Here is a 25,940-nt window from a genome sequence, read left to right as displayed (position 1 = left end):
CACTGTTGATGCTTAGCTAGCATGTATCAGAATACAAAAATGGGGTAGTATCTTCACTGTTTTTTCTTTTAAAACAGATAGTTTCAAGCCCAGTATAAACTAATCCTATATATTACCCGATCACCGAGGCCCTTGATGAATAACCTTCTATCAAAAATTAAACCACAACAGACGGGTTTATGGCTGCTCGGTTTACTCTTTCTTCCGGCCACCCTTTTCTTTCAACCGAACCTTGGCGGTGAAGGGATGTCAATTTCACACAACATTAGCCTCTGGATAGCCGCTATTCTGGTCATCGCTGGCGCTATGCTGCTGATGCTAAAAACTAAAACATTTAGTTATCCAAAATACTGGCTAGCGATGGCTGCCCTGCCCATCAGCATGATCATACTCGGTTTTATCGTCGATAACTTTCTGCCGACCGAGTGGCTGTTTCGACAACTCTATATTTTTGGCGGCTTTTTGTTTCTCATTGCCCTATTTCAGTTTCGCTTTACCCCGCGGGATGTACAACGAGCATTAATCGTAGTGCTGCTGGCGGGTATTGTTCACGGCCTTTATGGTATCTCCCAGATTATCTGGCCGAATATTCTCACAACCTATATCACTCCGAGCAAACAGATCCCCTACAGTATTTTCCAGCAGATCAATATTCATGCCTCGTTTCAGGCGACGGTATTGATGATCGGCCTTTACCTGCTGAGTCGCCCGGTCAGTTTGAGCCCGCGCCCGCTATTTACACTGACCCTACTGGCAAGCATTTTTCTTAGCTGCTTTATCGTTGCCTATTCCGGCTCAAGGGTCGGACTGATTGGCGCAACGGCCGGCGTGGTCATACTGATTCTGTGCAACGGGCGTCAGTGGCTCAAACGCAAATCACTAACCCTCGCCGTCATACTCACGATCACTGCCGCCCTATTGATGGGCAGCCAAGGGATTGAACGCAGTTCTGGCAAGCTCGGCGACCTCACCTCACTCAATGAAGCCGGCGTGGCACAAAACGGTTCTAATAGCCGTATCAATATCTATAACATATCTCTAGAACTGTTCCGCCAACAGCCACTGAGTGGTTATGGGATCGGTAGCTTCCAAAAAGTTTGGCATGACCAAAAAGTAGATTACTTAAATCGCTTCCCAGACGCCAACCTGCCTCCACAGCGTCTCAGTCATCCCCATAACGAGCTAATGTTCTGGTTGGTCGAGGGTGGCCTGATTGCCATCGCTGGTATATTGATTTCTGTGCTAGCTATTCTGTATGCTGCCTGCCAATGCGGTTGGCGTCGTGGCTTGAGTTATACGGCGTTGCTGCTACCGATTGGTTTACATACTCAGGTGGAGCTGCCCTTCTATATCAGTAATATCCCGTGGTTTTTACTGCTATTCCTGAGTTTTGTCATACTCCACCACAGCCGCCGTACTAAGCCGCTCACATTAAGCCGTTCGGCAGAGATCACTACCGGGGTTGCGGCTATCAGTCTGGCGGTGATTGTGACCGGGGTAATGTTACAAACCATACAGGCGAATAGCAGTGTGATCCGTTTCCTCAAAGGGCGGATGGCAGAACCCGCACTACTCCAACCAGCACTTAGCAATCCGTTCTTCAGGGATTCAGCCGAGCTCTACCTTATGCGCACCCTGCTGTTACGTGAACTCAATGCACACCAAGGGCGATTTGCACCGCAGTTTATCACCTGGGCAGTGCCCTATATTGAGTACACGCCGATTCCTCAGCTGTATATTGATCTATCCCGCGCCTATCTGGCCACTGGCGATAAAGACAATGCGATCAATATCATTGATGCGGGTCTGGCCCGCTATCCAAAGATACCATCACTGCTTGAAAGTGCCCGCTTAATCAAAGACGCTGCGGCGGGAATGTCGGAAATAAAACCAGTGGCGAAGACCGCCGTTACCACTACAGCAACGACTGAAGCCGTCGTAAGCCCCAGCGTGGCTAGCGCACCATCATCTGCAGTTGCCCCAGCCCTGCGGCAGGAAACGCCAGCTCAATAACGGCTAGCGCGCCCGGTAACATGGGTTCCGGGCGTAATAGGTTACCGTCACGCAGCAGCGAAACCAACTGACCTATCAGGGGTTGATGGGTCACCAGCATCAATGTGCTATCGGCTTGCAGAGCCAGCCAGTCCACTAGTTGCTGAGGTGATGATTCAGGTGTTAATAGCGCCAAAGATTCACACACCGCCGGTTGCTGGTCTTGCACCAACTGAGCGGTTTGACAGGTACGTAGGTAGGGACTATGGACAATCCGCTCCAGTCCGGCAAGACTGCCTGAATGCTGTTTAAGCATCTGTTGCACTCGCAGCCGCCCCTGCTCCGTCAAATGCCGCTGGACATCACTCGGGGCGTCATAGCCCGCCTCACCGTGGCGCAATAACAGTAATCGCATTAACAATCATTGTCCCGTGGTAGGACAAACTCCACATCGCTGCTTTGGGTATTGAGCATCATCATTTTAGCGACCTGAGAGACTGGCGCGCCATTAAAAACGACCTCATAAAGACCGCAAACCAACGGCATATAGATCTCCAATTGATCGGCCTTCTCTTTGACGTAACGCAGCGTGTTAACACCCTCGGCAACTTCACCAAGTGAGGCAACCGCCTCATCCAACGTTTTGCCCTCACCTAGCGCATAGCCAACCCGGTAATTACGACTCAGAGGCGATGAGCAGGTAACGATCAGATCGCCAACACCGGCCAACCCCAGAAAGGTCATCGGATTCGCCCCCAGTTGTACGGCAAAACGGCTCATCTCAGCCAGACTTCGCGTCATCAGCATACTTTTGGTATTTTCACCCATGCCCAACGCAGCGCTGAGTCCTGAGGCGATAGCGTAGATATTTTTCAGTGTGCCACCGAGTTCAACGCCGTACATATCGGTACTGGCATAGATACGGAAAAAGGCACAATGCAGAATATCCTGTACCGCTGTGCGAACCTCTTCACTATCACTGGCAATCACCGTCGCGGTGAGTTGCTTCTGGGCAATCTCTTTCGCGAGGTTAGGTCCGCTGATCACCCCAATAGGGTTATCGGGTAACTCCGCAGCTAGAATCTGACTCATCAAGCTAAAGGTTTTCGCTTCAATGCCCTTAGTCGTACTGACGATGATCTGATCCACTGTCATAAATGGTTTGGCTTGGCGGATAACCTCACGAAACGATTGGCTCGGGATTGAGACAAATACAATTTTGGCGCCGCTCAACGCTTGCGCCAGATCCGCCGTCGCCGTTACCTGTTCAGATATCGAGCAACCGGGCAAATATCGACTGTTTTCATGGTTGCGATTGATCTCTTCCGCTCGCCCGGCATCGCGCATCCACAGGCTTACATCCACCCCTTTACTGCCAATCAGGTTTGCTATCACAGTACCGAAGCTACCGCCGCCAAGTACTGAAACTTTTACCCTGTCCGTCATCAGAGATTCCTTACATGTATTCAAAGCGTTGTATAAAAAATATGCTTAAAGAAACCGTTCTTTAAGCAGAACCTAGCAGGGCGTTATTATTCAGATCGCTGATTGTGCTTATCATCCAACGAATCTAATAGTTTATTCACCCCAAGAAATAAAAATTTAACCATAAAGTAGCCCACTACCGCCAACAGGCCAAACAGCATCGCCAATGAGATATCGCCGGTACGTTGATAACCACTGACCGCAATAAACACAAAGAACAAGCTCACAACAATCGACAACACCTGACTAATCAGGCCAGTTTTATGTTTATCCATAGGGTCCTCTTTATTCCTGATAGTCATCTTTATCGCTCTTCTGCTGCGGGCCAAGCACGGCCAGACTCACCCATCAGGATGAGCAGCTAAGCGAAATATTTTTACCCCACTGCGGGGTTGCTTGATTGTATTGACTCAAGGGTGCATCGAAGGGGGTCTTTAACGCCCCATAAAGCCGAGCAAGATCCGTAAAGTCACCAAGCTCAGCCCGTTCAATCACCTGCTGCGCCAGATAGTTACGCAGTATAACCCGAGGATTGTGTTGTGCCATTATCACCGTAGCATTACCCTCGAGACGGTCAACATAGTCACCGAACCAAGGGGTGAAATCCGCAGCCCCAGCCAATAACGTGGTTAACGGTTCGATTTCGCCATCAAGCGCCTGCTCGAGAGCAATAAAAGCCTCATTATAATCCGCTTTTTGTTGTTCCAGTAGCTGTAAAAAGCGGCTAATCAGGTCGCCATCCTGAGTTGTTTTGCCCAGCATACCTAACCGCAGCTTCATCCGTTCGGTATAAGCTATGGCATAAATCGGCTGAAAATGTTGTAACGCCGCTTCAAGGTCGGCCTGTTTAACCAAGCCACTCAAGCTTTGTGCCAAACAGACACAGTTCCACATCGCGATTGAGGGTTGTTGCTGATATGCATAGCGACCGCGTTCATCCGAGCGGTTGCAAATATAATCGGGTTGGTAATCATCAAGAAAACCAAAGGGACCATAATCGAGCGTCACACCGATAATCGACATATTATCGGTGTTCATCACTCCATGGCAAAAGCCTAGTGCCTGCCAACGCGCCAACAACTGTGCCGTACGCTCAACCACCTCGGTGTACATGGCTAAATAAGGGTTTGCTTGTTCTGCTGCATGGGGGTAATGATGCTCAATCACAAAGTCAGCCAACTGCTTTAACTGTTCTGGCTGGCGACTGTAGTAATAATATTCAAAATGTCCAAAGCGTATATGGCTGGGGCTCATTCGCACCATTGAAGCACCAAACTCGATTGATTCGCGATAGATCTGGGTTTCACTACCGATAATACAAAGCGCTCGGGTGGTGGGTACATCGAGGGCTGCCAAAGCTTCACTGGCGAGGTATTCTCTAATCACCGAACGCAGCGCTGCACGGCCATCACCATGGCGTGAGTAAGGCGTCTTACCGCTACCTTTAAGCTGCAACTCCCACCGCTGACCATCACTACCGGCAATATCGCCGAGTAACACTGCACGACCATCTCCCAGCTGTGGCGTGTAACCACCGAACTGATGCCCGGAATAAACCGATGCCAGAGGATCACTGCCGTTGAGTAGCCGCTGACCGCTAAAATACTCACTCAATTGCTGCGCTGACGCTTGGCAGGGATCTAGCCCGATCAACGCGGCAGCCTCAGTACTGAAAGCAACCAAGTGAGGATTTTTAAGCGGCTGTGGCGTCACCGACTGATAGAACGGTGCAGGCAACTGCCGAAAGCGGTTTTCTAGCTGCAATTGATCCAAGCCAGCCCATTTCATCATCACCTACCGCCGTCAAGGTTAAACCGCTTCAAGCAGATTGGGGTCCGGATAGACACACTTCATTTTCACTCCCGCTACCTCTTCGATCTCAGGTAATAGGAAGGCATCATCCTCAGTCGCAAAACTGATAGAAGTGCCGGTAGAACCTGCGCGACCAGTACGGCCAATACGGTGAACATAATCATCCGCATCTTCCGGCAGTGCGTAGTTGATCACATGACTAACACCGTCGACATGAATCCCTCGGCCCGCCACGTCGGTGGCGACCAGAATATTGATTCTGCCACTACGGAAATCATCCAGTGTTTTAACCCGCTTTTGCTGGGTGATCTCACCGGACATCAAGGCAGCTTTTAAGCCATCTTTCTGTAACCGCTCAGCTAGCCGACGCGTTTCGTCACGACGATTACCAAACACGATAACCCGCTCCAACTGATTCAGCTGCATAAAGTTACGCAGCAAGCGGTATTTATCCTGACGTGAAACGAGATACACCAACTGCTCCACCGAATCGGTACTCTTTTGCTCTGGGGCGATCTCGATCACCTTAGCATCCACCGTCCATTGACGGGCGAGACTCATCACATCATCGGTAAAGGTGGCACTGTAAAGCAAGGTTTGACGATCACCTTTACGCGGGGTATGGCGAATAATAGTACGTACATCGGGAATAAAGCCCATACTCAGCATTCGATCGGCTTCATCAAGCACCATCACTTCCACATCACCGAGGTCTACATCAGATGAACGTACGAAATCGATCAAACGGCCCGGCGTCGCTACTAGAATATCGACTGGACGCGCCGCCAGCTGTTTACGCTGACGGTCGTAATCCATCCCGCCCACCAAGGCGACCACACCGATATCGGCATACTTACCCATCTCTTCTGCATCCGATGCAATCTGTAATGCGAGTTCGCGGGTCGGTGCAATAATGAGCGCCCGGGGCACCCCTTTAGCCGCTTTATATTCCAGCGGGTAATCCAGCAAATCGGTAATAATACTGATCAGAAAGGCCGCTGTTTTACCGGTACCGGTCTGGGCCTTACCAATAATATCCCGACCTTCAAGTGATTCGATCAGCGTTGCCGCCTGAATATCAGAACAATATTCAAAATTTAAGTCCGCAATCGCGTGCATCACATCATCAGGCAGATCGAAATCATGGAAACGCTGCTTCCCTTCCACCGGCGCTACGGCAAAATCCTCACGGCGCCAGCTTTTAGTCTGAGACGGGCCTGAGGTTTTGCTCTCACGGGTTTGCTGTCGCTTATGATCGCCACTACTGGATGTATTACGCGCGGCATTACCTGTTTGACTCTCATTGGGCACGGTTGCGGGTAGTACGGGTGTCGTCTCCGACGTTTCTATATTGGCAGACGGCGTCGCGTCTGATGGCTTAAATATTTTCTTTAACAAAGTCATACCTTATCCGCTTAAGCGAACGGTTAGCTAATATTTCGTCGAAATGGCGGCAATGAGTCGAGTAATTGTCGACCGTAACGTTTAGTCACAACACGTCGATCCAGCAATACGATGCGTCCTCTATCCTGCTCAGTTCGCAGCAGCCGTCCAGCAGCCTGAGTTAAGCGCACCGATGCCATCGGCACTGACCATTCCATAAAAGGGTTTCCACCTTGCTGCTGTATCCATTCAGCCATAGTGGCATCCACCGGATCATCCGGCACACTAAAGGGGATCTTGGTGATAATAACTTCCGTCAAATAGTCACCGGGAAGATCAACTCCCTCAGTAAAAGAAGCGAGACCGAAGATAACACTCCCTCGCCCCTCATCAATTTCGGCCTTATGACGTTTCAGAATCTCATTTTTACTGAAATCGCCCTGCGACAGCACCCTATTGTTGAGCTTTTCGTCGAGACTGGCAAGCACTGATCTCATTTGCCGCCATGAGCTGAACAATACCAGTGTACCGGTATCAGTTTTTAAATGATTATTAAGATAATCGGTGACCGCTTGGGTATGTAATTCAGGGTCATTCGCTTCAACTTTCATCGGCGGGACATAGAGTTCCGCTGCATTATAATGATCGAAAGGGCTGGCTAAGCTAAAACAGGGGGTATCGGCGGGTAAGCCTAGATCAGCTAAAACCCGATCAAAACGCCCCAACGCCGTTAATGTCGCCGAAGTCACCACCGCTGCATAACAGTGCTGCCACAGATTCATATGTAACATCTGCGCCGCCGACACGGGGGCAGTACTGCATTCAAAGTCATACCCTTGGGCGGTTTCCACCAAGCTGATCCAACGTGCCGTTGGCGTACTATTCTCAGCGTCCACATGCCCCATCGAACGCCCTAGGCCAGTGATGTTTTGCATTCTCGACACCATCATGCCAACCCGGGGATACCACATTTCGGCGGCCTGACGGTCAATACTGCCATCGCCATCCAACGACTCTTTCAGGAGATCTAGGATCATCTCCATCTTAGTGCCCATCCGAGCCGCTAGGTGCTCTACCTGTAAACCAAACTGCTTAACCTCATCAGGCACCACGCCACTCGGGTAACGGTAGCGTTCTTTAGGTCGGGTAAAGGCATCACTCAATAAGATCGGCCGGATCAGTTCGGCCCAGTTATTCAACACCACCTGCAAATCTTCCATCGGCTTACGCTGGTGCTCAATGTAATCACGCATTAATTGCGGATTCCCGCTTTGATCGAGCATTTTATCCAGCTGTTTAATCGTGCCGGATAACCAACGTTCGGTGGACTTAAGCCGCAAGTTAAAGGAGAAGTGACCGCTGGCCTTATCAGATAAATGGTGACCTTCATCGAAGATATAAATGGTCTCAGACGGATCCGGCAGGATAGCACCACCACCTAACGCTAAATCGGCCAGCACGATATCATGGTTGGCGATCACACACTCGACCTGATCAAGGTCTTTACGGGCTTTGAAAAAGCTACAGGCGGAAAAATTACTGCAACGACGATTGGTACACTGTAGATGATCACTGGTGAGCGGATACCAATCCTGTTCACTGATATCCTGACTCAGGTTATCGCGATCACCATCCCAGCGACCTGAGGCAAACTCATTTAATAGGCTCTTATAGAACTCGGCGGTTTCACCATCGATACGTAGCGCTTGCTCGTCTTCATACAACGCCTGCTGACCGGATGCCCCGTGGGCATCGAGATGCTGCTCCGCCTTACTGATACAGAAATAGCGGCCGCGCCCCTTGGCCAAGCCATAGGTGACAGACAATCCCGCATGTTCCGCCACCTCAGGAAGATCCTTATTAAGCAGCTGTTCTTGCAAAGCCACCGTCGCGGTGGAAAGCACTACCTTTTTACCCTTTGCTTTAGCGATCGGCAGAACCGCCAATAAATAGCCAATGGTTTTACCGGTACCGGTACCCGCCTCAATGACGCTCACATGCTTTTCACCCAAGCGGTGGGATTTGTCATCCTCCATAATGGCGCCAAGCACTTTCGCAACCTCTGCAATCATCTGCTTTTGCCCCATACGCGGCTTAAGCTGACGGCTCTCAAGAAAGCGTCTATACGCCCCCTGTATCTCTTTTTTTATCTCTTCTGAAAGCACCTGACTGCCCTAATACACCGTAACGACGGACATTCTAGCAATAATACTGGATAAATAGACAGAAAAATGTTTACAAAGCCAGAATACTGTATATAGTTACAGCTACTGGATAAAAACACAGAGTTCATCATGAAACTGACACAACGCCAAACAGATGTACTTGAATGCATTAAACACTGCATCAGCACCACCGGCTATCCGCCTACTCGGGCAGATATCGCTAAAGCGCTGGGGTTTAAATCAGCTAACGCCGCCGAAGAGCACCTCAAAGCATTGGCCCGTAAAGGAGCCATTGAGATGATCCCCGGCACCTCCCGCGGCATTCGAATCCCTGGATTTGATGACGAAGACCCTGGTTTGCCGGTTGTCGGTCAAGTCGCGGCGGGTGAGCCGATTCTGGCACAGGAAAACGTCGAAGAGCGCATTACTATCGCCTCAGACTTTTTCCACCCGCCAGCCGACTACCTACTTCGGGTGCGTGGCACCAGCATGAAGAACGTCGGTATTATGGATGGCGACTTACTGGCAGTGCACCAGTGTCAGGCGGCTAAAGACGGCGAAATTGTGGTTGCCCGAATAGATAATGATGTCACCGTCAAACGCTTTAAACGAAAAGGTAATCTTGTCTACCTAATCGCTGAGAATGAAGAGTTCGAACCCATTGTGGTCGATCTGCAGAAGCAGGAACTTTCCATTGAAGGTCTCGGTGTTGGGGTTATCAGAAGAGGACAGTAATCATGTTGCACGCAGTTAGCAGTCTCAACAGCTCAGATTCCGTACTGCCCGGTTTTATTCGTCCGGTCGCCGTACCATCAAACCACCCGGAACTGGCCGGCAAGGTAACGGAAATTGTTTTGCAAGGCAGTGATTTTGGGCAAATGACCATGCTACTGCCACTCTTAGCACAACTCAGTAAAGATGATCGTTGGTTTGCCTGGATAGCACCGCCGGCATCTCTACCGAAGAGCTTACTTGAAGCTGCCGGCATCGACCTCAAGAAGGTGATGCTGCTGCAACCTGATCAAGGCCACTCAACCTATCAATTGGCCTGCCAAGCTCTCAAAGCTGGCACTTGCCATGCGGTTATCAGCTGGCCCGGCGTACTCAGCAATGAAGAACTCAGCGGCCTCGAAGCTGCGGCGGTTAACGGTAAAAGCCATGGTATCGTGATCCGTGATCGCCGACTCGCTTAAGCCAAATATACAGCAAAAAAAAACAGCGCCTCGGCGCTGTTTTTTTAATGGATAATCCTTGGCTGATCCGGCGAATCCACGTCAAACTCAGCGTCGGGATCATTCTCCAACCCAAGTCCTGCGTCATCCCCATTCGCCGATGCCTTGACGCTCATATCAGAAATCATATGGATACCCGCTGTTAGCATCACCTTAGCGACATCAATGCACTCTTCATCAAGCTGCTCTCTGACATCGTCCGAGAAGCTGATCCGCATAATAGGCTCATCATTGGAATCAGCACGACGCAGCGCAATCTGACCATCATCCAACTCAATTATTTCCAAAAACATATTAGACATATTTTTCTCAACTCGGCTCAAATACGTGAACGAAACCACCGGTGTGAAGCACTACGCTTAGAAGCCTCGGCCTCAGAAACCCTTCAACCACCGATGCTTCTCTCCTCTTTTACCACTCCTGCATACCATTACGCATACGTTCGACCAGTGCCTTAAATTCGCTAAACCAGCGCTGGTATTCGCTGAGTATATCGCCATCTTCAGCATGGTCGGGATTAATCTGCATCACGTGTATCTCAGAGACACTTTCGGCTTTGCCTTGCGATTGCTGATGGTCTTCCGCTCGCCAGCAGGCTTTATACGCGGCAAGCAACTGATGCAACCAACTGTCAGTATCATTATGTAACTGTTGCAGTTCGGCGACTTCAGGTGCTTCCAACCCCTGCGCCTCCATCTGCTGCGTTAGCTGACTGAGCTTACTAATCCGGTTAGCATCAAAACTGTATTGTTCAGCGATCTCTCTGAGCAATGAACTGTATGCCGACACCATATGAAACAATACCGACTCATTATAGGATTCAATCAACGCATGCTTACTCCAGCCGGTCGATTCCTGAGCCACCTTCAGCGCATCCAAATGGATGCGGGTAAAGTTTAATTTCTGGTTGGTACGGGTTAAATACACACCGCTCATACTAAGCCTCCGCTCACTTTTTGGTTGCTGTCTTCTTCGCTTTAGCAGCTTCCACTACCCATTTACCGCCACTGTAGAAAGCACGCCATCCGGTCGCCTTACCTTCGACTTCCGTCATCACATACTGCTCTTTCGTTTTACGGCTGTAACGGACGATTGCAGGGTTGCCATCATCATCTTCTAACGGTGCACTGAAGAGGAAACTATATTTGGGATCGATCTCGCTCTTATGTGGTAAGAGCTCAGACACTTTAGGCGCTCGAGTTTCCCGTTTACGAGGGAACTGACTCGCCGCAAGGAACATACCTGATGCACCATCACGTAAGATAAAGGTGTCTTCGACGTTATCACATTGCAACTCTGGCATCGGCACCGGATCCATTTTCGGCGGCGCAGCCTCACCACTTTTCAACAACTTACGAGTGTTTTTACAAGTATCACTTGTACAGCCAAAGAACTTGCCGAAGCGGCCCGTTTTTAACTGCATCTCAGCACCACACTTGTCGCACTCCAACACCGGGCCATCATAACCCTTGATTTTAAAGGCACCCTGCTCAACTTCAAAACCAGGACAGTCCGGGTTGTTGCCACAGATATGCAGCTTACGTTGCTCATCAATCAGATAGCTGTCCATCGCCGTATCACAGATACTACAACGGTGCTTGTTACGCAGGATACGCGACTCTTCTTCATCATCGCCATCGACACTGACAACCTCATCACCGTGAACCAGATTCATGGTCGTTTTGCAGCGCTCTTTCGGTGGCAGGGCATAACCTGAACAGCCTAAGAAAACCCCGGTTGTGCCGGTACGCACCATCATCATCCGACCACAGGTAGGACAAGGAATATCCGTTTCTGTCGGCGCATTCAAGCGCATCCCGTCATCAGGGTCTTGTGCTAGCTCTAAACGATTACTAAAGCCTTCATAAAATTGGTTGAGCAACGCTTTCCAATCGGCTGCGCCAGTAGCGATGTCATCTAACGACTCTTCCATCCGGGCGGTAAAGCCAAAATCCATCAGGTCAGAGAAGTTCTCCACCAGTCTTTCAGTAACAATATCGCCCATTTTCTGAGCATAGAAACGCCGATTATGGACTTCCACATAACCACGATCCTGAATCGTCGAAATAATCGACGCATAGGTGGACGGCCGGCCAATGCCTCGTTTTTCTAGCTCTTTAACCAAACTCGCTTCGGTATAACGGGGTGCAGGCTTAGTAAAATGCTGCTTAGGATCTAGCTGTTGCAGTTGCAATACATCGCCCTGCTTCACATCTGGCAAGATAATATCGTCATCTTTACCCCGGCTATTCATCACTCGCGTATAACCATCAAAGCGCAAAATCCGACCTTTGGTGCGTAATTCAAATTCACCCGCCGTAATGGTTACCCGTGTACTGGTGTAGAGGGCCGGCGTCATCTGACACGCCATGAACTGCCGCCGAATGAGCTCATAGAGGCGTTCAGCGTCCCTCTCCATGCCTTTTAACGAAGTAGCCTCGATACTTACATCTGAAGGACGAATCGCCTCGTGCGCCTCCTGAGCGCCCTCTTTGCTGCTATAGGAGTTAGGTTTTTCAGGCAGATACTTGCTGCCAAAGTTCTCATTAATATATTCGCGGCAGGTAGCAACGGCTTCAGCACTTAAATTGGTCGAGTCGGTCCGCATGTAGGTGATATAGCCAGCTTCATAGAGTCGCTGCGCCAGCATCATGGTTTTCTTCACACCAAAGCTCAGTCGGGTACTCGCCGCCTGCTGCAGGGTTGAGGTGATGAAAGGGGACGAAGGACGACTACTCGTTGGACGATCCTGACGATTCGTGACCTGAAAGGCTTCTTTTTTCAGCTGCGCAACATATCCATCAGTCTCGGCACCACTGACAGGACGGAACGCCTTGCCCTGATATTTTTCGACCTGAAAGCGCAATGCTTCTTTTTTGTCCGACTCGACATCGGCATGTAACTCCCAGAACTCTTCAGGGATAAAGCTGCGAATCTCTTTTTCACGCTCAACTAGCAAACGTACAGCGACCGATTGCACCCGTCCAGCCGACAAGCCACGGGCAACCTTGGCCCATAACAGCGGCGACACCATGTAACCGACCACGCGATCAAGGAATCGACGCGCCTGCTGCGCATTAACTCGGTTAATATCAAGCTCACCCGGTTGCTTAAATGCTTCCTGAATCGCTTTTTCAGTAATTTCGTTAAATACCACACGTTTATAACGTGAATCTTCACCACCAATCGCTTCCCGCAGGTGCCAGGCAATCGCCTCCCCCTCGCGGTCCAAATCGGTTGCGAGATAGATTGTGTCTGCATCTTTCGCTAGTCGTCTCAATTCATCAACGACTTTTTCTTTACCGGGCAAGATCTCATAACGGGCATCCCAGTTATGTTCGGGATCAACACCCATACGAGCAATCAGTTGTTTTTTACTCTTTTCAGCCTTGTGCCGGATTTTATCTTCCGGTGACAATTTACGGGTTATCGCAGCCTGACGAGCGCGTTCTTTTGGATCCGATGCGGTCCCATTACCCGAGCCACTGGTGGGCAGATCCCGAATGTGGCCCACGCTCGATTTAACCACAAACTGGTTACCCAGATACTTGTTTATGGTTTTCGCTTTGGCAGGTGACTCAACTATAACTAGGGACTTTCCCATATAAATAAAATCCTTAAAGGACGAGGTGACAATACAAAACAGCGTGCATATATAAGGGCTGTAACCAGCAGGGTCAAGCTTCTGCTAAAAAAAACACGCCAATTAATCAAGATTATTGGCTAATAAAGGTATGTTTCTGGTAGCTTAAATACAGTATGCTGCCGCCAATATTAGCCCGTTCCTTAATTACAACTACCTGAGAATATGTTGCAAGACAACCTGATTTTTCTTTTTTCTTTAATCGCAGTCGGTTTCGTGGCGTTGCTGGTGAACAATTATTTCTCTACCAGAGAACAGCAAAATGAATACCGCAATAAGCGTCTGAAAGAGCTGAATAAGAAGTCAGCCGAAACCCTAGAAAGCCTTGCCGTGCTGAGGGAAGCCAACTGTCGCACGGAAATAACCGATGCTTTGAGCGGCTACGTTGTCAGCATGATCGAAGAAATTTCAACACTGGCCCCCGAATCGGAACTCCTTCAGGATATCGGTGCACAAAAAGAAAGTACCGACCGCATCACTGCGGTACCCGGTGGTTTTAACAACGATCGCGCCCTCAAAAAAGCTCAAATCCATATTCAACATGCCGAAAAACTCTGTATCGAGATGGCGCAACTTAACAAGCTCAGTGTAGCCCGGGCCAAGCAGTTTCAGCATGATCTTTACTGGTTGCATGTTTGCGTATTTGCCGATGCCCATATCAATCAGGGTAATCACTATCTCGAGCGGGGCGATAAGTTAGTAGCCATGTCCCACTACAAACATGCTAAAGCGATGGTTGCTCGTGCCAACGTGCCGCAGAAGCAAAAACAAGAATATATCGATAGGATTAGAGATCTTCTCAACCGCGCAAGACCCAGTAGCGCCATGGCTACCGGCAACTTGGCCGCCTCTGTTGATCTCTTAAGCCAGAAAGAAAATAAAGAAGAATAAGTATTAAGCGCCGACCTCAGTTTGAAGCGGCGTTTAGATATTCAAATCGGCCAACCGATTGGCCATCCGCACCGGTCACGGTTTCAGTAAACATCGCCAACGGCCGCACCCAGATGCCTCGCTCGCCATAACAGGGGCGATACACTACTAACCACTCTTCCGTTTCGGAATGCCGAGCGAGATGCAGCACTTCGTAATCTGCGCCTTTGTAATGACGGTAAATACCCGTTTTAAGCGTCATAGTCGCTCCTCTATCTTGCCTATTCATGATTAAAACTGCTGGTCAATAAAGGGCTTGAGTAACGCTTGAAACTCATCCAAGCTGTTTTCATCACCACGTTCATCCCAATATAACGAAATATGCACCGGTGTTGACTCGATCGAAGAGACGCCTGCTGGCAACTGCTCTATCAATGTATTCAAAACCGCTAGTTGCTGCTCGTTCAAGCAACGCTCACCACTGCCCCAACACCAACCTTCAGGCAAGCCCTCATTGGCCACGGCAATCTGACGAAAAACCTGCCACTCGGTGAAGTTATTGCGATGGGCTTTTTCCAGGTTATAGCGAGGCAAACGATAGGCTGTTGCCATCAAGGTTTCAGGCTTCACCTGGCCCGCTGCACGGGGCGGCGTCATGCGCACCATCTGCACCTGAAAGCCATGTTTAGACGCCTGTTGACGCAGTTTGGCAAGAAACCGCTGCCGTGGACTTGGCATCACCCACATCATCGACCCTAGCAATGACATCATAATTAAAATAATAATGGCCCACTTCATTTAATGCCCTCGACTAACCGGGTTGACACCGGTCATAATTAGAACCAGAGATTCTATGTTATTCTCATTATTAGGAATCAACAGGAGCAATTCCCATGTCCCTTTATAAACACATCTTAGTAGCGACTGATTTATCAGAAGAATCTGATCAATTGATCGACAAAGTAAAACAACTGGCCGAATGCTCTAACGCTGAGCTATCCATGATTCACGTTATCGAGCCGCTGAGCTTTGCTTACGGCGGTGACGTTCCGATGGACTTAACCGCGATTCAAGCACAGCTTGATGAGCACGCACAAAGCAAGATGACTCGCTTTAGTCAACAGCTAGACTACCCCGTTAAGCAATGTCATGTGGTTTCAGGTCACACTGAAACTGAAATTCACAAAGTCGCTGACGAACAGGGGTGCGATCTAATTATTGTCGGCAGCCATGGACGTCACGGGCTGGCATTGCTGTTAGGCTCAACTGCCAATGGCATCCTGCACGGCGCTAAATGCGACGTACTGGCGATCAGAGTAACCGAGAAAGAAGAGTAACACTCCCCTTTCTCTGCGCTCTACACGATCATCCTAGATTGTTAGGCGATGCGCGTATTACTGCATCGCCTCTAGTTCCACCCAGCGATCCATTAGTTTTTCCAGCGCTGCTTCTTTGCTTTGCAATGCTGCTAACTTAGCCGCAACTTGCGCATGATCGCCGTTATAAAAATCAGCCGCGCCGGTTTCTATATGCAGTTGTTCGATCTCGCCTTCAAGCTGTTCTAACTGCCCCGGCAGTAGATCCAACTCTCGCTGCAACTTGTAACTTAGTTTCTTCTTCGCCGGTTCCGCTTTAACGGGCTCCACCACTGCTTTAGCGGTAGGCTTTTCCACCGGCCGGTTGATCTCAGCACGCTGCCGTAACCAGTCTTCATAGCCCCCGACATATTCCTGAACCTTGCCGTTGCCTTCGAACACCAAGGTGGAAGTCACCACATTATCCAAGAATGCCCGGTCATGACTGACCAACAACAGGGTACCCTTGTACTCTAACAAGATCTCCTCAAGCAGCTCTAGGGTTTCAATATCCAAATCATTGGTCGGCTCATCAAGCACTAACAAGTTGGATGGCTGACTAAATAACTTAGCCAACATCACCCGGTTACATTCACCACCGGACAACGCCTTCACCGGGGTGCGTGCACGTTCCGGAGAGAACAGAAAATCACTCAAATAACTAATAATATGACGTGATTTACCATTGATCGAAATACTCTCACGGCCTTCGGAAATATTATCAATAATCGTTTTTTCCGGGTCGAGCTTGCCTCGCAACTGATCGAAATAGGCAACATTAAGACTGGTGCCGAGTTTAACCGCACCTTGATCCGGCTGAATTTGCCCTAACAGTACTTTCAATAGCGTACTTTTACCCACACCGTTCGGGCCGATCAGACCGATACGATCACCACGCTGAATAGAGAGTGTTAGATCACGTAACACAGTATCACCGTTATAGCCGTGGGTAACACCTTCCACTTCGATCACGATTTTGCCCGAACGGTCCGCTTGCTCTACTTGGAATTTAGCTTTGCCCTGCTTATCACGACGCTGGGAGCGCTCCACGCGCAAATCTTTAAGTGCACGGACACGGCCTTCATTACGGGTACGACGGGCCTTAATGCCCTGACGAATCCACTTTTCTTCTTCGGCTAAGCGCTTATCAAATAGGGCGTTATGACGCTCCTCTTCCTCAAGCATTTTCTCTTTTTGTGCTAAATAAGCGGAATAATTGCCGGGAAAAGAGGTGAGATTACCGCGATCCAGTTCAACAATACGGGTCGCCAAACGCTCAACCAATGAACGGTCATGGGAAATAAATAACACGCCCCCACGGAACTCCATGATCTGCTTTTCCAGCCATTCGATGGTTTCGATATCCAAATGGTTGGTTGGCTCATCGAGCAATAATATATCGGGGGACTGAACCAATGCCGCGCCGAGCGCCGCACGACGGCGCCAACCGCCAGATAGCGCCGACATAAGCTGTTCGCCATCTAATTCTAGACGTTCCAACACCTGCACGATTTTCTGCTCAAGGTGCCAGCCGTCAACGAGTTCGATTTTATGTTGCAACCGTTCCAGTTCAGCCATATCCGTATCACTTTGGCTCATCGCCAAAGCTTCATAACGGTTCAGCAGATCAACGGTTTCAGCACAACCGGAAGCCACGACATCGCGCACCTTGCGTTCATCAGCGGCAGGTAGCATCTGCGACAGTTCCGCCACTCGAGCGCCGCCATCCTGCCAGATTTCACCATCATCAGTTGCTTGATGCCGTGCCAGCACTTTCAGCAGGGTCGATTTACCCGCGCCATTAATGCCCACTAAGGCAACCCGTTCGCCTTTATCCAGTTGAAAGTCGATATGATCGAGCAGTTGTTTATCGCCAAAGGCGACGGAGACCTTGTCCAGTCTGATCAGAGCCATGCTTAAATCCATCAAAAACGTTGGCCGCATATTCTACAGAAAAACCACTCGGCGGTGGTACGCAATCACAATATATTTACGCACACCCTCCGGTAGACGCCTGAGATAGCCGCTGAGAATGAAATTTCACCCCTTTAGACCATATTTTTCTCGAGTTTAGGTTCGCTTTGCCGCTATGATTGATATACATGCAACTACCGACAAAGATGGATGATGTCTTATAAAAACAGCAATACCTTACGCCCCCGTCTCGTTTGCAGTTTATTACTCTGCTTTTTTGTAGCGGGAACCGCGGTTGCAGATTCGTCTGAAGCATCACGACGTCTCTATCAAAAATCACTCAAACAGCTAAATAACGATAATCTGGATGAGTATTATCAACTTAAAGCACAGTTGACTCAGTACCCCCTGTATCCTTATCTGGAACAGCAGGAACTGACACATAATTTCGCAGCCGTTACACAGCACCATATCGATCTTTATGCCAAACAATATGCGGATGTACCGACGGTTTACCCGCTTGAGCAAAAATGGCTTAACTATCTGGCCACCCATAAACGCTGGAAAGACTATATCGTCGCCTATAAAGGTTCAACGGTCAGAAATGAGCTGTCTGAGTGCCACTACCGCAACGCTCTGCTACAAACAGGCCAAGCAAGTCTTGCAGTTAAAGGCATTGATACCCTCTGGAATGCAGGCCACTCGGTCTCTAGCGCCTGCGATTCAGTATTCAGCCATTGGATGAAGCAACACAACGCTCCAAGCAGTAAGCTCGCTTATCAACGTTTCTGGAAAGCAGCTGACAACAACAATATGAATTTGGCTGTTTATCTGCAACGTTATATTAAGGACGCTAAACAGAAGAAAGCCGTCGAACGCTTTCTCAGTGTCCGCAAAGACCCGGCCCTCATTACAGACCCCACTTATTTCCCCGGTGATACCGTGGCTAGCCGTATAACCTACCTATATGGTATTGATCGCCTTTCAAGAAAGAGCCCACAAGCAGCGACACAAGCTTGGTTTAAAGTTCGCTCAAGTCGATCTTTCAACCAAGATGAGCAGCAAAAGCTCAGCCGCACTTTGGCACGTCGCCTAGCGAACATTCCCGACAAACACACCGACGGTTTACTTAAACGATTAAACACCACCCAGGATGAAGAGATTCAGGAACGCCGTATCAAATTGGCACTGACGGATCTTAATTGGAATAAAGTACATCAACTGATCGACGAAATGCCCGCAGAGATGCAGCAGGATGAACGCTGGGTCTATTGGAAAACCCTATCTGCCAGCCATATCAAAGGGCTTCAGCCGGCCTACTCCGATGCGTTTGTAAAACTCAGCACCGAGCGCAGCTATTACGGTTTATTAGCCGCTCGCACGCTGCAAACCAGCTTCCGCTTGAACCCTCAGCAAGATAAAGTCGTTGAAAAAGCCGTACTGCAACAGGCAAGCGCACCAGCCATGCAACGTATGCACGAGCTTTACCAGTTAGACCAGCGCTACCTAGCCCGCCGTGAATGGAACCAATTCACTCGCCAGTACGATGCCGAGCAACTGCGCACCGCTGCCACAGTACTGCACCGCTGGGGCTGGCATAATATGGCGATTATTGGTGTCGCCAAAGCCAAATACTGGGATGATATCGCGCTGCGTTTCCCTATGCCCTATTCGGATACCTTTGCCACATTGGCTGGCAAGTTTAATATCGATACCAACTGGGCACGGGCAATTGCCCGACAAGAAAGCGCCTATCAGCCCCATGCGCGCTCTCGCGTAGGTGCTCGCGGTTTGATGCAGCTGATGCCCAAAACCGCGAAAATGACCGCTAAACATAACGACATTCCGTACAAGCAAGTCAGCGAGCTGTATCAGCCGAGTACCAATATTAACCTTGGTGTCGCGTATCTCGCCGAAATGCAGAAGAAGTTTAACAACAATCAGGTGTATGCCACCGCCGCCTACAACGCTGGCCCTAGCCGGGTCAACCGATGGCTAAAACAGCGGGGTGAATTACCGATTGATATCTGGATCGAAACGATTCCATTCACCGAAACCCGCCGTTATGTGATGAATGTCATGGCCTATCATGCGGTCTATCGAACGCTGGCCGGCAAGCCCACCCACCTGCCCGAAGGCCAAACCGCCTTTAGAGTCGCACTGCAAAGCTCAACCGGTGCCCATCAGGCGGAACAGCTGAGAGACTTTATCCGGCATAATACTCAGTAGGTTTTAACTCATTAACGGCAGATAGACCAAAATGCATGCAAGCGACCTAACGGATATCGGTGTTAACCTCACCGATAGCGCCTTTGACGCCGATCGAGAAGCTGTCATTGCTGATGCGGTGACTGCTGGCGTGGCGCGACTGCTCATTACAGGCACTAACGTTGATGACAGTGAACAGGCACTTAGCCTTTGTCAGCAACACCCCGGCCAACTGTTTTGCACCGCAGGGGTTCACCCCCACTACAGCAAAACCTTTACCAGCGAGGGGCGAGCAACCTTAACCGCGCTACTCAAACATCCCGAGGTCGTGGCGGTGGGTGAAACAGGATTGGATTTCAACCGTAATGCGTCACCGCCCGCACAACAGATCAACTCCTTTGAACAACATTTAGAGCTGGCCAGTGAAGCGGCGTTACCCCTGTTCCTCCATGAACGGGATGCCCATCAACAACAGCTCGAGATGCTCAGGCTGCATCACGACGACCTACATGGCGCCGTTGCTCATTGCTTTACCGGCAACCGAGAAGCACTATACAATTACCTCGATCTCGATCTGTATATCGGCATTACCGGCTGGATCTGTGACGAACGTAGAGGCCTTGAGCTACTCAACTTAGTCAAAGATATTCCAGCGGATCGTCTGCTGCTCGAAACGGATGCCCCTTACCTACTGCCGCGCAATCTCAAACCTAAGCCCAAAAGCCGTCGTAATTTGCCCGCCTATCTACCTCATATTCTCAATGAGGTGGCTAAAGCCAGAGGCGAAGACCCACAAGCATTGGCACAGCAAACACAACAGAACAATCAACGCTTATTCGGCTTCCGTTAGGCCTGGGTTTCAATCTGACGAATAAACTCGCCAACGCCTTCAGCATCGAAGGGCCAGCGTAGTTCAGCACCGCTGGCCTCATCGACGAGTACCGGAATCAACACACCATATTTTTCCATTAAGGCATCGTCGTAAGCAATATCTACTTCATCTAACAGATGTTGACTGGGATTAAGCTGAGCGATAAGTATGTCTGCGGCTTCATCACAAAGATGACAACCCTCACTGCTCATCAGCAGAAACTGACGCATAAGGTCTCCTAAGTGGCCTAAAAGACCTCATAATCGATAATGAACAAAACTCGTCTGATTATATAACAACATAAACTCTTTTTTGGGTTTTCCCCTGCCTATTGCATCGCCCTCAACAAAAGCGATAAAACCCTCGTCGACAAGTTCCGGTATGGGGCCGATAATGACATCAACATCTAGGCGCAATAGCCGCAGCACCGAACAACCGCAACATATTTTGGTTAGATTTCCATAGCGTCGCAGCGTAACTCCCCGAAGCGTCTAACTAAAGTAGTGCAATAGAAGCTTGCTGCGCCGCATCAAGTTGTCTATGCTCAATGACTCTGTTTAAACATTGTATTTAATATTGAGCTTCATACGACAGAACAGCAGGCAGTTATAACAATACACGGGTGTCGGCTCTCCTCAGACGTTTGCACCGATGACTAAGATAGGCTTCAGATAGAAGGCAGTTATATGGAAAACAACAGCAACATTCTCTCTAATCCACAAGAATTCATTAATTATCTGAATAAGGAAAGCAAGAAAGTTCTTGAGATGTATTCTCAGAATGGCAGTGACGACGTCTTTAAGAAGTTCACCCAGTCATGGACTGATCTGGCTGCTCGTTCTTTCGAAGACCCATCTGTCTGGGTGCGAGCTATCTCTGACTATCAGCAAGCGCAAATCAGCTTGTGGCAAAACATCCTAACCGGCAAAGCGGTAGACAAGCCAATCGCGGAACCGCTCAAGGGCGACCGCCGTTTCGCTGCCGAAGAGTGGAGCCAAAACCCTGTATTCTCTTATATCAAACAATCTTACCTGCTGACATCAGATCTGCTTAACCAGATGGCCTCTAAAGCGAACCTGAGTGAAACTGAGCAACGCAAGCTAGAGTTCTACACTCAGCAATATACCGATGCCATGTCTCCCACCAACTTCGCCCTGACCAATCCTGAAGTACTGCAACAAGCATTGGAAACCAAGGGGCAAAGCCTTGTTGATGGCCTGCAAAACCTGCTCGGCGATGTTGAGAAAGGCCGCATCACCATGACAGATGAATCCGCATTCACCTTGGGTGAAAATATAGCGACATCTGAAGGCGCGGTCGTTTTTGAGAACGAAATGCTGCAGCTGATTCAATACAAGCCAACCACTGATCAGGTATACAGCCGGCCAACGCTAATTATCCCTCCTTGCATTAATAAATTTTACATTCTCGACCTGCAAGAGCATAACTCCTACGTTAAGTACTGCCTCGAACAAGGCTTGAACGTATTCTTGGTCTCTTGGGTTAACCCAACCACTGAGCAGCGTGACCTTTCTTGGGATGATTACGTCGACAATGGCACCATAAAAGCCATTGACGCGGTGAAGAAAATCACCGACCAAGATAAAATCAACTGCGTCTCATGGTGTATCGGCGGTACTATCCTTGCCTCAACACTGGCGGTGATGGCTAAACGTAAAGATGAATCCGTTGCCTCTGCAACCTTCCTGACAACCCTGACTGACTTTACAGATCCAGGTGATCTAAGAGTGTTTATCGATGAACAGCAGGTTAAGCAATTAACCGATAAAGTCGATGAGCAAGGCCTACTTAACGGCCGCGACTTGGCCGCCTCTTTCAACATGCTTCGCTCTAATGACTTAATCTGGTCTTACGTCGTTAACAACTACCTGAAAGGTCAGAATCCAGCACCGTTCGATATTCTTTACTGGAACTCCGACTCCACCAACCTGCCTGCTAATATGTACAACTTCTATATCAATGAGATGTACATCAATAACAAGCTGGTAGAGCCCGGCGGCCTGACTATCTGCGGTGAGTCCATTGACCTACGTGATATCAAGATTCCAGTCTATTTCATGTCTGCTATCGACGATCATATCGCACCTTGGAAAGGGACCTTTAAAGGGACCGAACTGATGCAGGGTAAGGTCGAGTTTGTGCTGGGTGCCAGCGGCCACGTTGCCGGTGTTGTCAATCCAGCCTCTAAGAATCGTCGTAACTACTGGACCGGCGGTGAGCTAGGTCAGGGAGCCGATCACTGGCTTGAAACTGCCGAGCGCCAAGAAGGCAGCTGGTGGCCAAACTGGGCTAAATGGCTCAAGCCAAAATCTGGCAAAAAAGTTGACGCCCCTAAAGAGTACGGCAATAAAGAGTTACCAGCGATTGAACCGGCTCCGGGCCGTTACGTTACCGCTCGTATCGACTAGCAGACTCCGCAACCATCAGAAACCGGGGCCTGCGCCTCGGTTTTTTTATTTCCGTCACTTTAATAATTTGATCGCTATTGAAATACATACCGTTATGCTCTCTGCACGAGAGCCGAAATATTCTATCACTCGCCATTCCTATTCTAGTGGCAGAGCTATCGAAGGCCGCCATGGGCTTTGTCGATACGCTGATGGCGGCCCGATATAGCGCTGAAGACCTGGCCGCTGTGGCGTTGGGCTCGGGTATCTGGCTGCCGGTGCTGATTTCACTCAGCAGCGTATTGATGGCCGTTACCCCGATGGTGGCTAATCATGCAGGCAATCATCAACTACGCAGAACCCGCTTGATCTTTCATCAAGGGGTATTGATTGCGCTCTGTGTCAGTGTGCTAGCCTGGCTCATCTTACGCAATATGGCCCCCGTGTTAGAGATGATGCAGGTCAGCGGCAGCCTTAAAACCAAAACATTGGGCTACCTCGAAGCACTATCATGGGGCGTGCCCGGCATTATGCTGTATCAAGCCTGCCGTAGTTATTCTGAAGGACTCGGCAAGACTCAACCGCTAATGAAAATCGGCATTTTTGCGTTACTCTGTAATATCCCTCTGAACTACGTATTAATCTACGGTAAATTTGGCTTCCCAGAACTCGGCGGCGTCGGTTGCGGCTGGGCAACTACCATTGTGATGTGGATCATGGCGCTCAGTGGCGCTGCATATTTGCGCTATTCTCGCCACTTTCGCCACCTAAACCTTATTATTCGGCCGCGTTTTAAGGCCGTTTACTTCGCCAATATTCTTCGTATCGGCGTCCCCATCGGTTTTACCATGCTGATAGAAGTCAGTATGTTTTCCGTTATTGCCCTGCTAATTGCCCGCTTAGGCGAACAGGTTATTGCCGCCCATCAAATCACCCTTAGTTTTACCGGCATGGTGTTTATGATTCCTCTGAGTATCGCCATGGCCCTGACCATCAGAATCGGTCAGAATATCGGCCGCAAAGACTATCACGGCGCCCGAGTCACCGCGGCTAGCGGCTATATGATTGTGATTTTAACCTCCATCACGACCTGTACACTGATCGCTCTACTTTCAGTGCCGATCGCTCAGCTCTACACCCCCGACCATGACATTGTCACACTCGCCAGCAGCCTATTACTGATCGCCGCTATATTTCAAATACCCGATGCGATTCAAGTTGCCAGCGCCGGCTTGCTACGGGGTCATAAAGATACGGTCTATCCATTGTTGATTGTCTTTACCGCTTACTGGTTGATCGGACTACCGCTGGGATATACCCTCGGCCTGACGGATTTAATCACCCCCGCCTCTGGACCCAAAGGTTTCTGGCTAGGCATGATCGCCGGCTTAACCGTTGGCGCTATACTGTTATTACTCCGTTACCGACACATTAAACGACAATGCCATATACCCGCTGCTTCACCGCACTGAGCTTGATACTGGTACTACAGGGTTGCGATCAGCGCCCTGTTGAAACCATGCTGGAACGATACAGTAACCGGGTCTCCAACAGCCTCGACAGTGAGACACAGCTTGATCTCGACCACCCTTTAGCACTGCCGACCTATCCCCGCAGGCGTGAACGAATACGCCCAGTGACCGATCTGCGCCAAGGACTACTGGAAGTATTAAAGCTGCGTCACTGCCAACTGGTGCAACTGGTCGCCGAACGGAACAGCTCATTAGGCAAGGTAATGCCTCCTTCCCGGCAACTGGTCTATGAAATACGTTTTCTTAGTGGACTCAATCAGTGCCGCCAAACCCTGCAGCAAAACCATGCTGATAGCGGGCTAATCGAGACTATTGACGAAATTTACCAGATCAAACAGCAAAACATGGAAGCGGCGCTATGGAACGGGATCTTCACCAGCGAGGCGATGGAGCGAAACTTCTCCCACGCCGAACCGGCCCTACCGCTGACCGGCGAGGATGGCTTTAGCCAGAGCCGTCAAGCGCTGCAGCTATTCAACCGCATCGCCGCGCTCAACCCCATTATGCAAACGCCATTAACTTGGCGTGAGCCGGATTACCTAGATCAACTAGAACCCCATTATCAGGCACTATCAACTCTGCGCTATGGCAGTCGCTGGTTACGCTCGATCGTTTTAATCACTGAAACTTTAGAACATACCGCCGATGTGATTGAACAGCGCCTTGCTAAACGCCCCTTGTGCTATAACAACCAAGCCAACCCTACAGCCCTGATTGTCAAAAATGTATTCAATAAATATTATGCCGCTGAACTACAGCCCTATATGGCCAAAATACATAACCAAGGCCGTGAGTGGCTCGACCTTAATCAACAACTGCTGCAACACTTCCAGCATATTCCTAAATCGATGCAGCAATATCAGCGCTTGATGCTTACACCTGAATCACCACTATGGCAGCGCTATACTCAAGCGAGAAATCGACACACAGAGGCATGGCAAGGCTTGCTAACACAATGTAATCTCATGCCAAACGGATCATAATCAGCCCAGCAACATTTTGAGTAAATAATACAGGTGTTCTGCGCCTGACTATGAAACAATAAAGTTATTGTTAATTATCAATGGTTC

At 49.5% G+C, this 25,940-nt stretch carries 23 protein-coding genes; 10 read left to right on the top strand and 13 right to left on the bottom strand.

Annotation, left to right across the window (positions count from 1 at the left end):
* The first annotated feature begins 135 nt into the window (after nt 1–135).
* Nucleotides 136–2,013: a Wzy polymerase domain-containing protein gene (locus ACN0T0_RS06795; protein ID WP_417224462.1), complete on the top strand. Its 1,878-nt coding sequence runs from the start codon at nt 136–138 to the stop codon at nt 2,011–2,013.
* Here the strand turns inward: ACN0T0_RS06795 and sixA are convergent.
* From sixA to dinG, 6 genes are all read right to left on the bottom strand, one after another.
* On the bottom strand, nt 1,955–2,407 hold the full coding sequence (gene sixA, locus ACN0T0_RS06790) for a phosphohistidine phosphatase SixA (RefSeq protein WP_417224461.1): 453 nt from the start codon (nt 2,405–2,407) through the stop codon (nt 1,955–1,957). The genes ACN0T0_RS06795 and sixA overlap by 59 nt on opposite strands.
* Entirely contained in the window at nt 2,407–3,438 is a 1,032-nt protein-coding gene (locus tag ACN0T0_RS06785; protein WP_417224459.1) for an NAD(P)H-dependent glycerol-3-phosphate dehydrogenase, read from the bottom strand. Before ACN0T0_RS06785 ends, sixA begins: the two co-directional genes overlap by 1 nt.
* An 86-nt stretch (nt 3,439–3,524) precedes the next feature.
* The gene (locus ACN0T0_RS06780) at nt 3,525–3,752 is read right to left on the bottom strand and encodes a hypothetical protein (RefSeq protein WP_417224457.1); all 228 of its coding nucleotides are present in this window, start codon (nt 3,750–3,752) and stop codon (nt 3,525–3,527) included.
* Between the two features lie 73 nt (nt 3,753–3,825).
* Nucleotides 3,826–5,268: a protein adenylyltransferase SelO gene (locus ACN0T0_RS06775; RefSeq protein ID WP_417224455.1), complete on the bottom strand. Its 1,443-nt coding sequence runs from the start codon at nt 5,266–5,268 to the stop codon at nt 3,826–3,828.
* An 18-nt stretch (nt 5,269–5,286) separates the two neighbouring features.
* Nucleotides 5,287–6,693: an ATP-dependent RNA helicase RhlB gene (gene rhlB, locus ACN0T0_RS06770; RefSeq protein WP_417224454.1), complete on the bottom strand. Its 1,407-nt coding sequence runs from the start codon at nt 6,691–6,693 to the stop codon at nt 5,287–5,289.
* A 23-nt stretch (nt 6,694–6,716) separates the two neighbouring features.
* Nucleotides 6,717–8,837 (bottom strand): ATP-dependent DNA helicase DinG, encoded by a 2,121-nt coding sequence (gene dinG / locus ACN0T0_RS06765; RefSeq protein WP_417224453.1) that lies wholly within the window; start codon nt 8,835–8,837, stop codon nt 6,717–6,719.
* 126 nt (nt 8,838–8,963) lie between these two features.
* Between dinG and lexA the strand changes: the two genes are divergently transcribed.
* Together lexA and ACN0T0_RS06755 are read left to right on the top strand one after the other, a co-directional pair.
* Complete coding sequence (gene lexA / locus ACN0T0_RS06760; RefSeq protein ID WP_417224511.1) at nt 8,964–9,572, top strand: transcriptional repressor LexA; 609 nt, start codon at nt 8,964–8,966, stop codon at nt 9,570–9,572.
* A 2-nt stretch (nt 9,573–9,574) separates the two neighbouring features.
* Nucleotides 9,575–10,030, top strand: a complete 456-nt coding sequence (locus ACN0T0_RS06755) for a cell division inhibitor SulA (protein WP_417224452.1) — start codon at nt 9,575–9,577, stop codon at nt 10,028–10,030.
* Between the two features lie 44 nt (nt 10,031–10,074).
* Here the strand turns inward: ACN0T0_RS06755 and ACN0T0_RS06750 are convergent, their stop codons facing one another.
* From ACN0T0_RS06750 to topA, 3 genes are all read right to left on the bottom strand, one after another.
* Complete coding sequence (locus ACN0T0_RS06750; protein WP_417224450.1) at nt 10,075–10,371, bottom strand: hypothetical protein; 297 nt, start codon at nt 10,369–10,371, stop codon at nt 10,075–10,077.
* Between the two features lie 109 nt (nt 10,372–10,480).
* The gene (locus tag ACN0T0_RS06745) at nt 10,481–11,005 is read right to left on the bottom strand and encodes a DUF6586 family protein (RefSeq protein WP_417224448.1); all 525 of its coding nucleotides are present in this window, start codon (nt 11,003–11,005) and stop codon (nt 10,481–10,483) included.
* A gap of 13 nt (nt 11,006–11,018) precedes the next feature.
* Complete coding sequence (topA, locus tag ACN0T0_RS06740) at nt 11,019–13,673, bottom strand: type I DNA topoisomerase (protein WP_417224447.1); 2,655 nt, start codon at nt 13,671–13,673, stop codon at nt 11,019–11,021.
* A gap of 207 nt (nt 13,674–13,880) precedes the next feature.
* Here topA and ACN0T0_RS06735 point away from each other — a divergent pair, with 207 nt between their 5' ends.
* Nucleotides 13,881–14,603 carry a DNA topoisomerase I gene (locus ACN0T0_RS06735; protein WP_417224445.1) on the top strand — a complete coding sequence of 241 codons (723 nt, stop codon included), beginning with the start codon at nt 13,881–13,883 and terminating at the stop codon, nt 14,601–14,603.
* Between the two features lie 16 nt (nt 14,604–14,619).
* Here ACN0T0_RS06735 and ACN0T0_RS06730 read toward each other — a convergent pair whose 3' ends face one another.
* Together ACN0T0_RS06730 and ACN0T0_RS06725 are read right to left on the bottom strand one after the other, a co-directional pair.
* Nucleotides 14,620–14,844: a DUF1653 domain-containing protein gene (locus ACN0T0_RS06730; RefSeq protein ID WP_417224443.1), complete on the bottom strand. Its 225-nt coding sequence runs from the start codon at nt 14,842–14,844 to the stop codon at nt 14,620–14,622.
* A gap of 29 nt (nt 14,845–14,873) precedes the next feature.
* Nucleotides 14,874–15,380, bottom strand: a complete 507-nt coding sequence (locus ACN0T0_RS06725) for a hypothetical protein (protein WP_417224442.1) — start codon at nt 15,378–15,380, stop codon at nt 14,874–14,876.
* Between the two features lie 95 nt (nt 15,381–15,475).
* On the opposite strand from ACN0T0_RS06725, the gene ACN0T0_RS06720 reads away from it, so the two are divergent.
* Nucleotides 15,476–15,919, top strand: a complete 444-nt coding sequence (locus tag ACN0T0_RS06720) for a universal stress protein (protein ID WP_417224440.1) — start codon at nt 15,476–15,478, stop codon at nt 15,917–15,919.
* Nucleotides 15,920–15,976: 57 nt separating this feature from the next.
* Here the strand turns inward: ACN0T0_RS06720 and ACN0T0_RS06715 are convergent, their stop codons facing one another.
* Nucleotides 15,977–17,851, bottom strand: coding sequence for an ATP-binding cassette domain-containing protein (locus ACN0T0_RS06715; protein WP_417224438.1), 1,875 nt, complete (start codon nt 17,849–17,851; stop codon nt 15,977–15,979).
* A gap of 213 nt (nt 17,852–18,064) precedes the next feature.
* Here ACN0T0_RS06715 and ACN0T0_RS06710 point away from each other — a divergent pair, with 213 nt between their 5' ends.
* Together ACN0T0_RS06710 and ACN0T0_RS06705 are read left to right on the top strand one after the other, a co-directional pair.
* Nucleotides 18,065–20,080 carry a transglycosylase SLT domain-containing protein gene (locus ACN0T0_RS06710; protein ID WP_417224436.1) on the top strand — a complete coding sequence of 672 codons (2,016 nt, stop codon included), beginning with the start codon at nt 18,065–18,067 and terminating at the stop codon, nt 20,078–20,080.
* A gap of 31 nt (nt 20,081–20,111) precedes the next feature.
* Complete coding sequence (locus ACN0T0_RS06705) at nt 20,112–20,909, top strand: TatD family hydrolase (protein ID WP_417224435.1); 798 nt, start codon at nt 20,112–20,114, stop codon at nt 20,907–20,909.
* Here the strand turns inward: ACN0T0_RS06705 and ACN0T0_RS06700 are convergent.
* Nucleotides 20,906–21,160, bottom strand: a complete 255-nt coding sequence (locus tag ACN0T0_RS06700) for a glutaredoxin family protein (RefSeq protein ID WP_417224433.1) — start codon at nt 21,158–21,160, stop codon at nt 20,906–20,908. The genes ACN0T0_RS06705 and ACN0T0_RS06700 overlap by 4 nt on opposite strands.
* Before the next feature lie 456 nt (nt 21,161–21,616).
* Between ACN0T0_RS06700 and ACN0T0_RS06695 the strand changes: the two genes are divergently transcribed.
* The 3 genes from ACN0T0_RS06695 to ACN0T0_RS06685 all read left to right on the top strand — a co-directional run bounded on the left by ACN0T0_RS06695 (nt 21,617) and on the right by ACN0T0_RS06685 (nt 25,853).
* Nucleotides 21,617–23,359, top strand: coding sequence for a PHA/PHB synthase family protein (locus tag ACN0T0_RS06695; RefSeq protein ID WP_417224431.1), 1,743 nt, complete (start codon nt 21,617–21,619; stop codon nt 23,357–23,359).
* Nucleotides 23,360–23,436: 77 nt separating this feature from the next.
* Nucleotides 23,437–24,810 (top strand): MATE family efflux transporter, encoded by a 1,374-nt coding sequence (locus ACN0T0_RS06690; protein ID WP_417224430.1) that lies wholly within the window; start codon nt 23,437–23,439, stop codon nt 24,808–24,810.
* A complete protein-coding gene (locus tag ACN0T0_RS06685; RefSeq protein ID WP_417224429.1) occupies nt 24,780–25,853 on the top strand; it encodes a DUF3080 family protein in 1,074 nt (357 codons plus the stop codon). The genes ACN0T0_RS06690 and ACN0T0_RS06685 overlap by 31 nt, the downstream gene beginning before the upstream one ends.
* The last annotated feature ends 87 nt before the right edge of the window (nt 25,854–25,940 follow it).

This window comes from Amphritea sp. (assembly GCF_048266285.1).
Taxonomy (GTDB): Bacteria; Pseudomonadota; Gammaproteobacteria; order Pseudomonadales; family Balneatricaceae; genus Amphritea.
The sequence above is the reverse complement of the archived record's forward strand: the minus strand, read 5'-3'. Positions and strand labels throughout refer to the sequence as shown.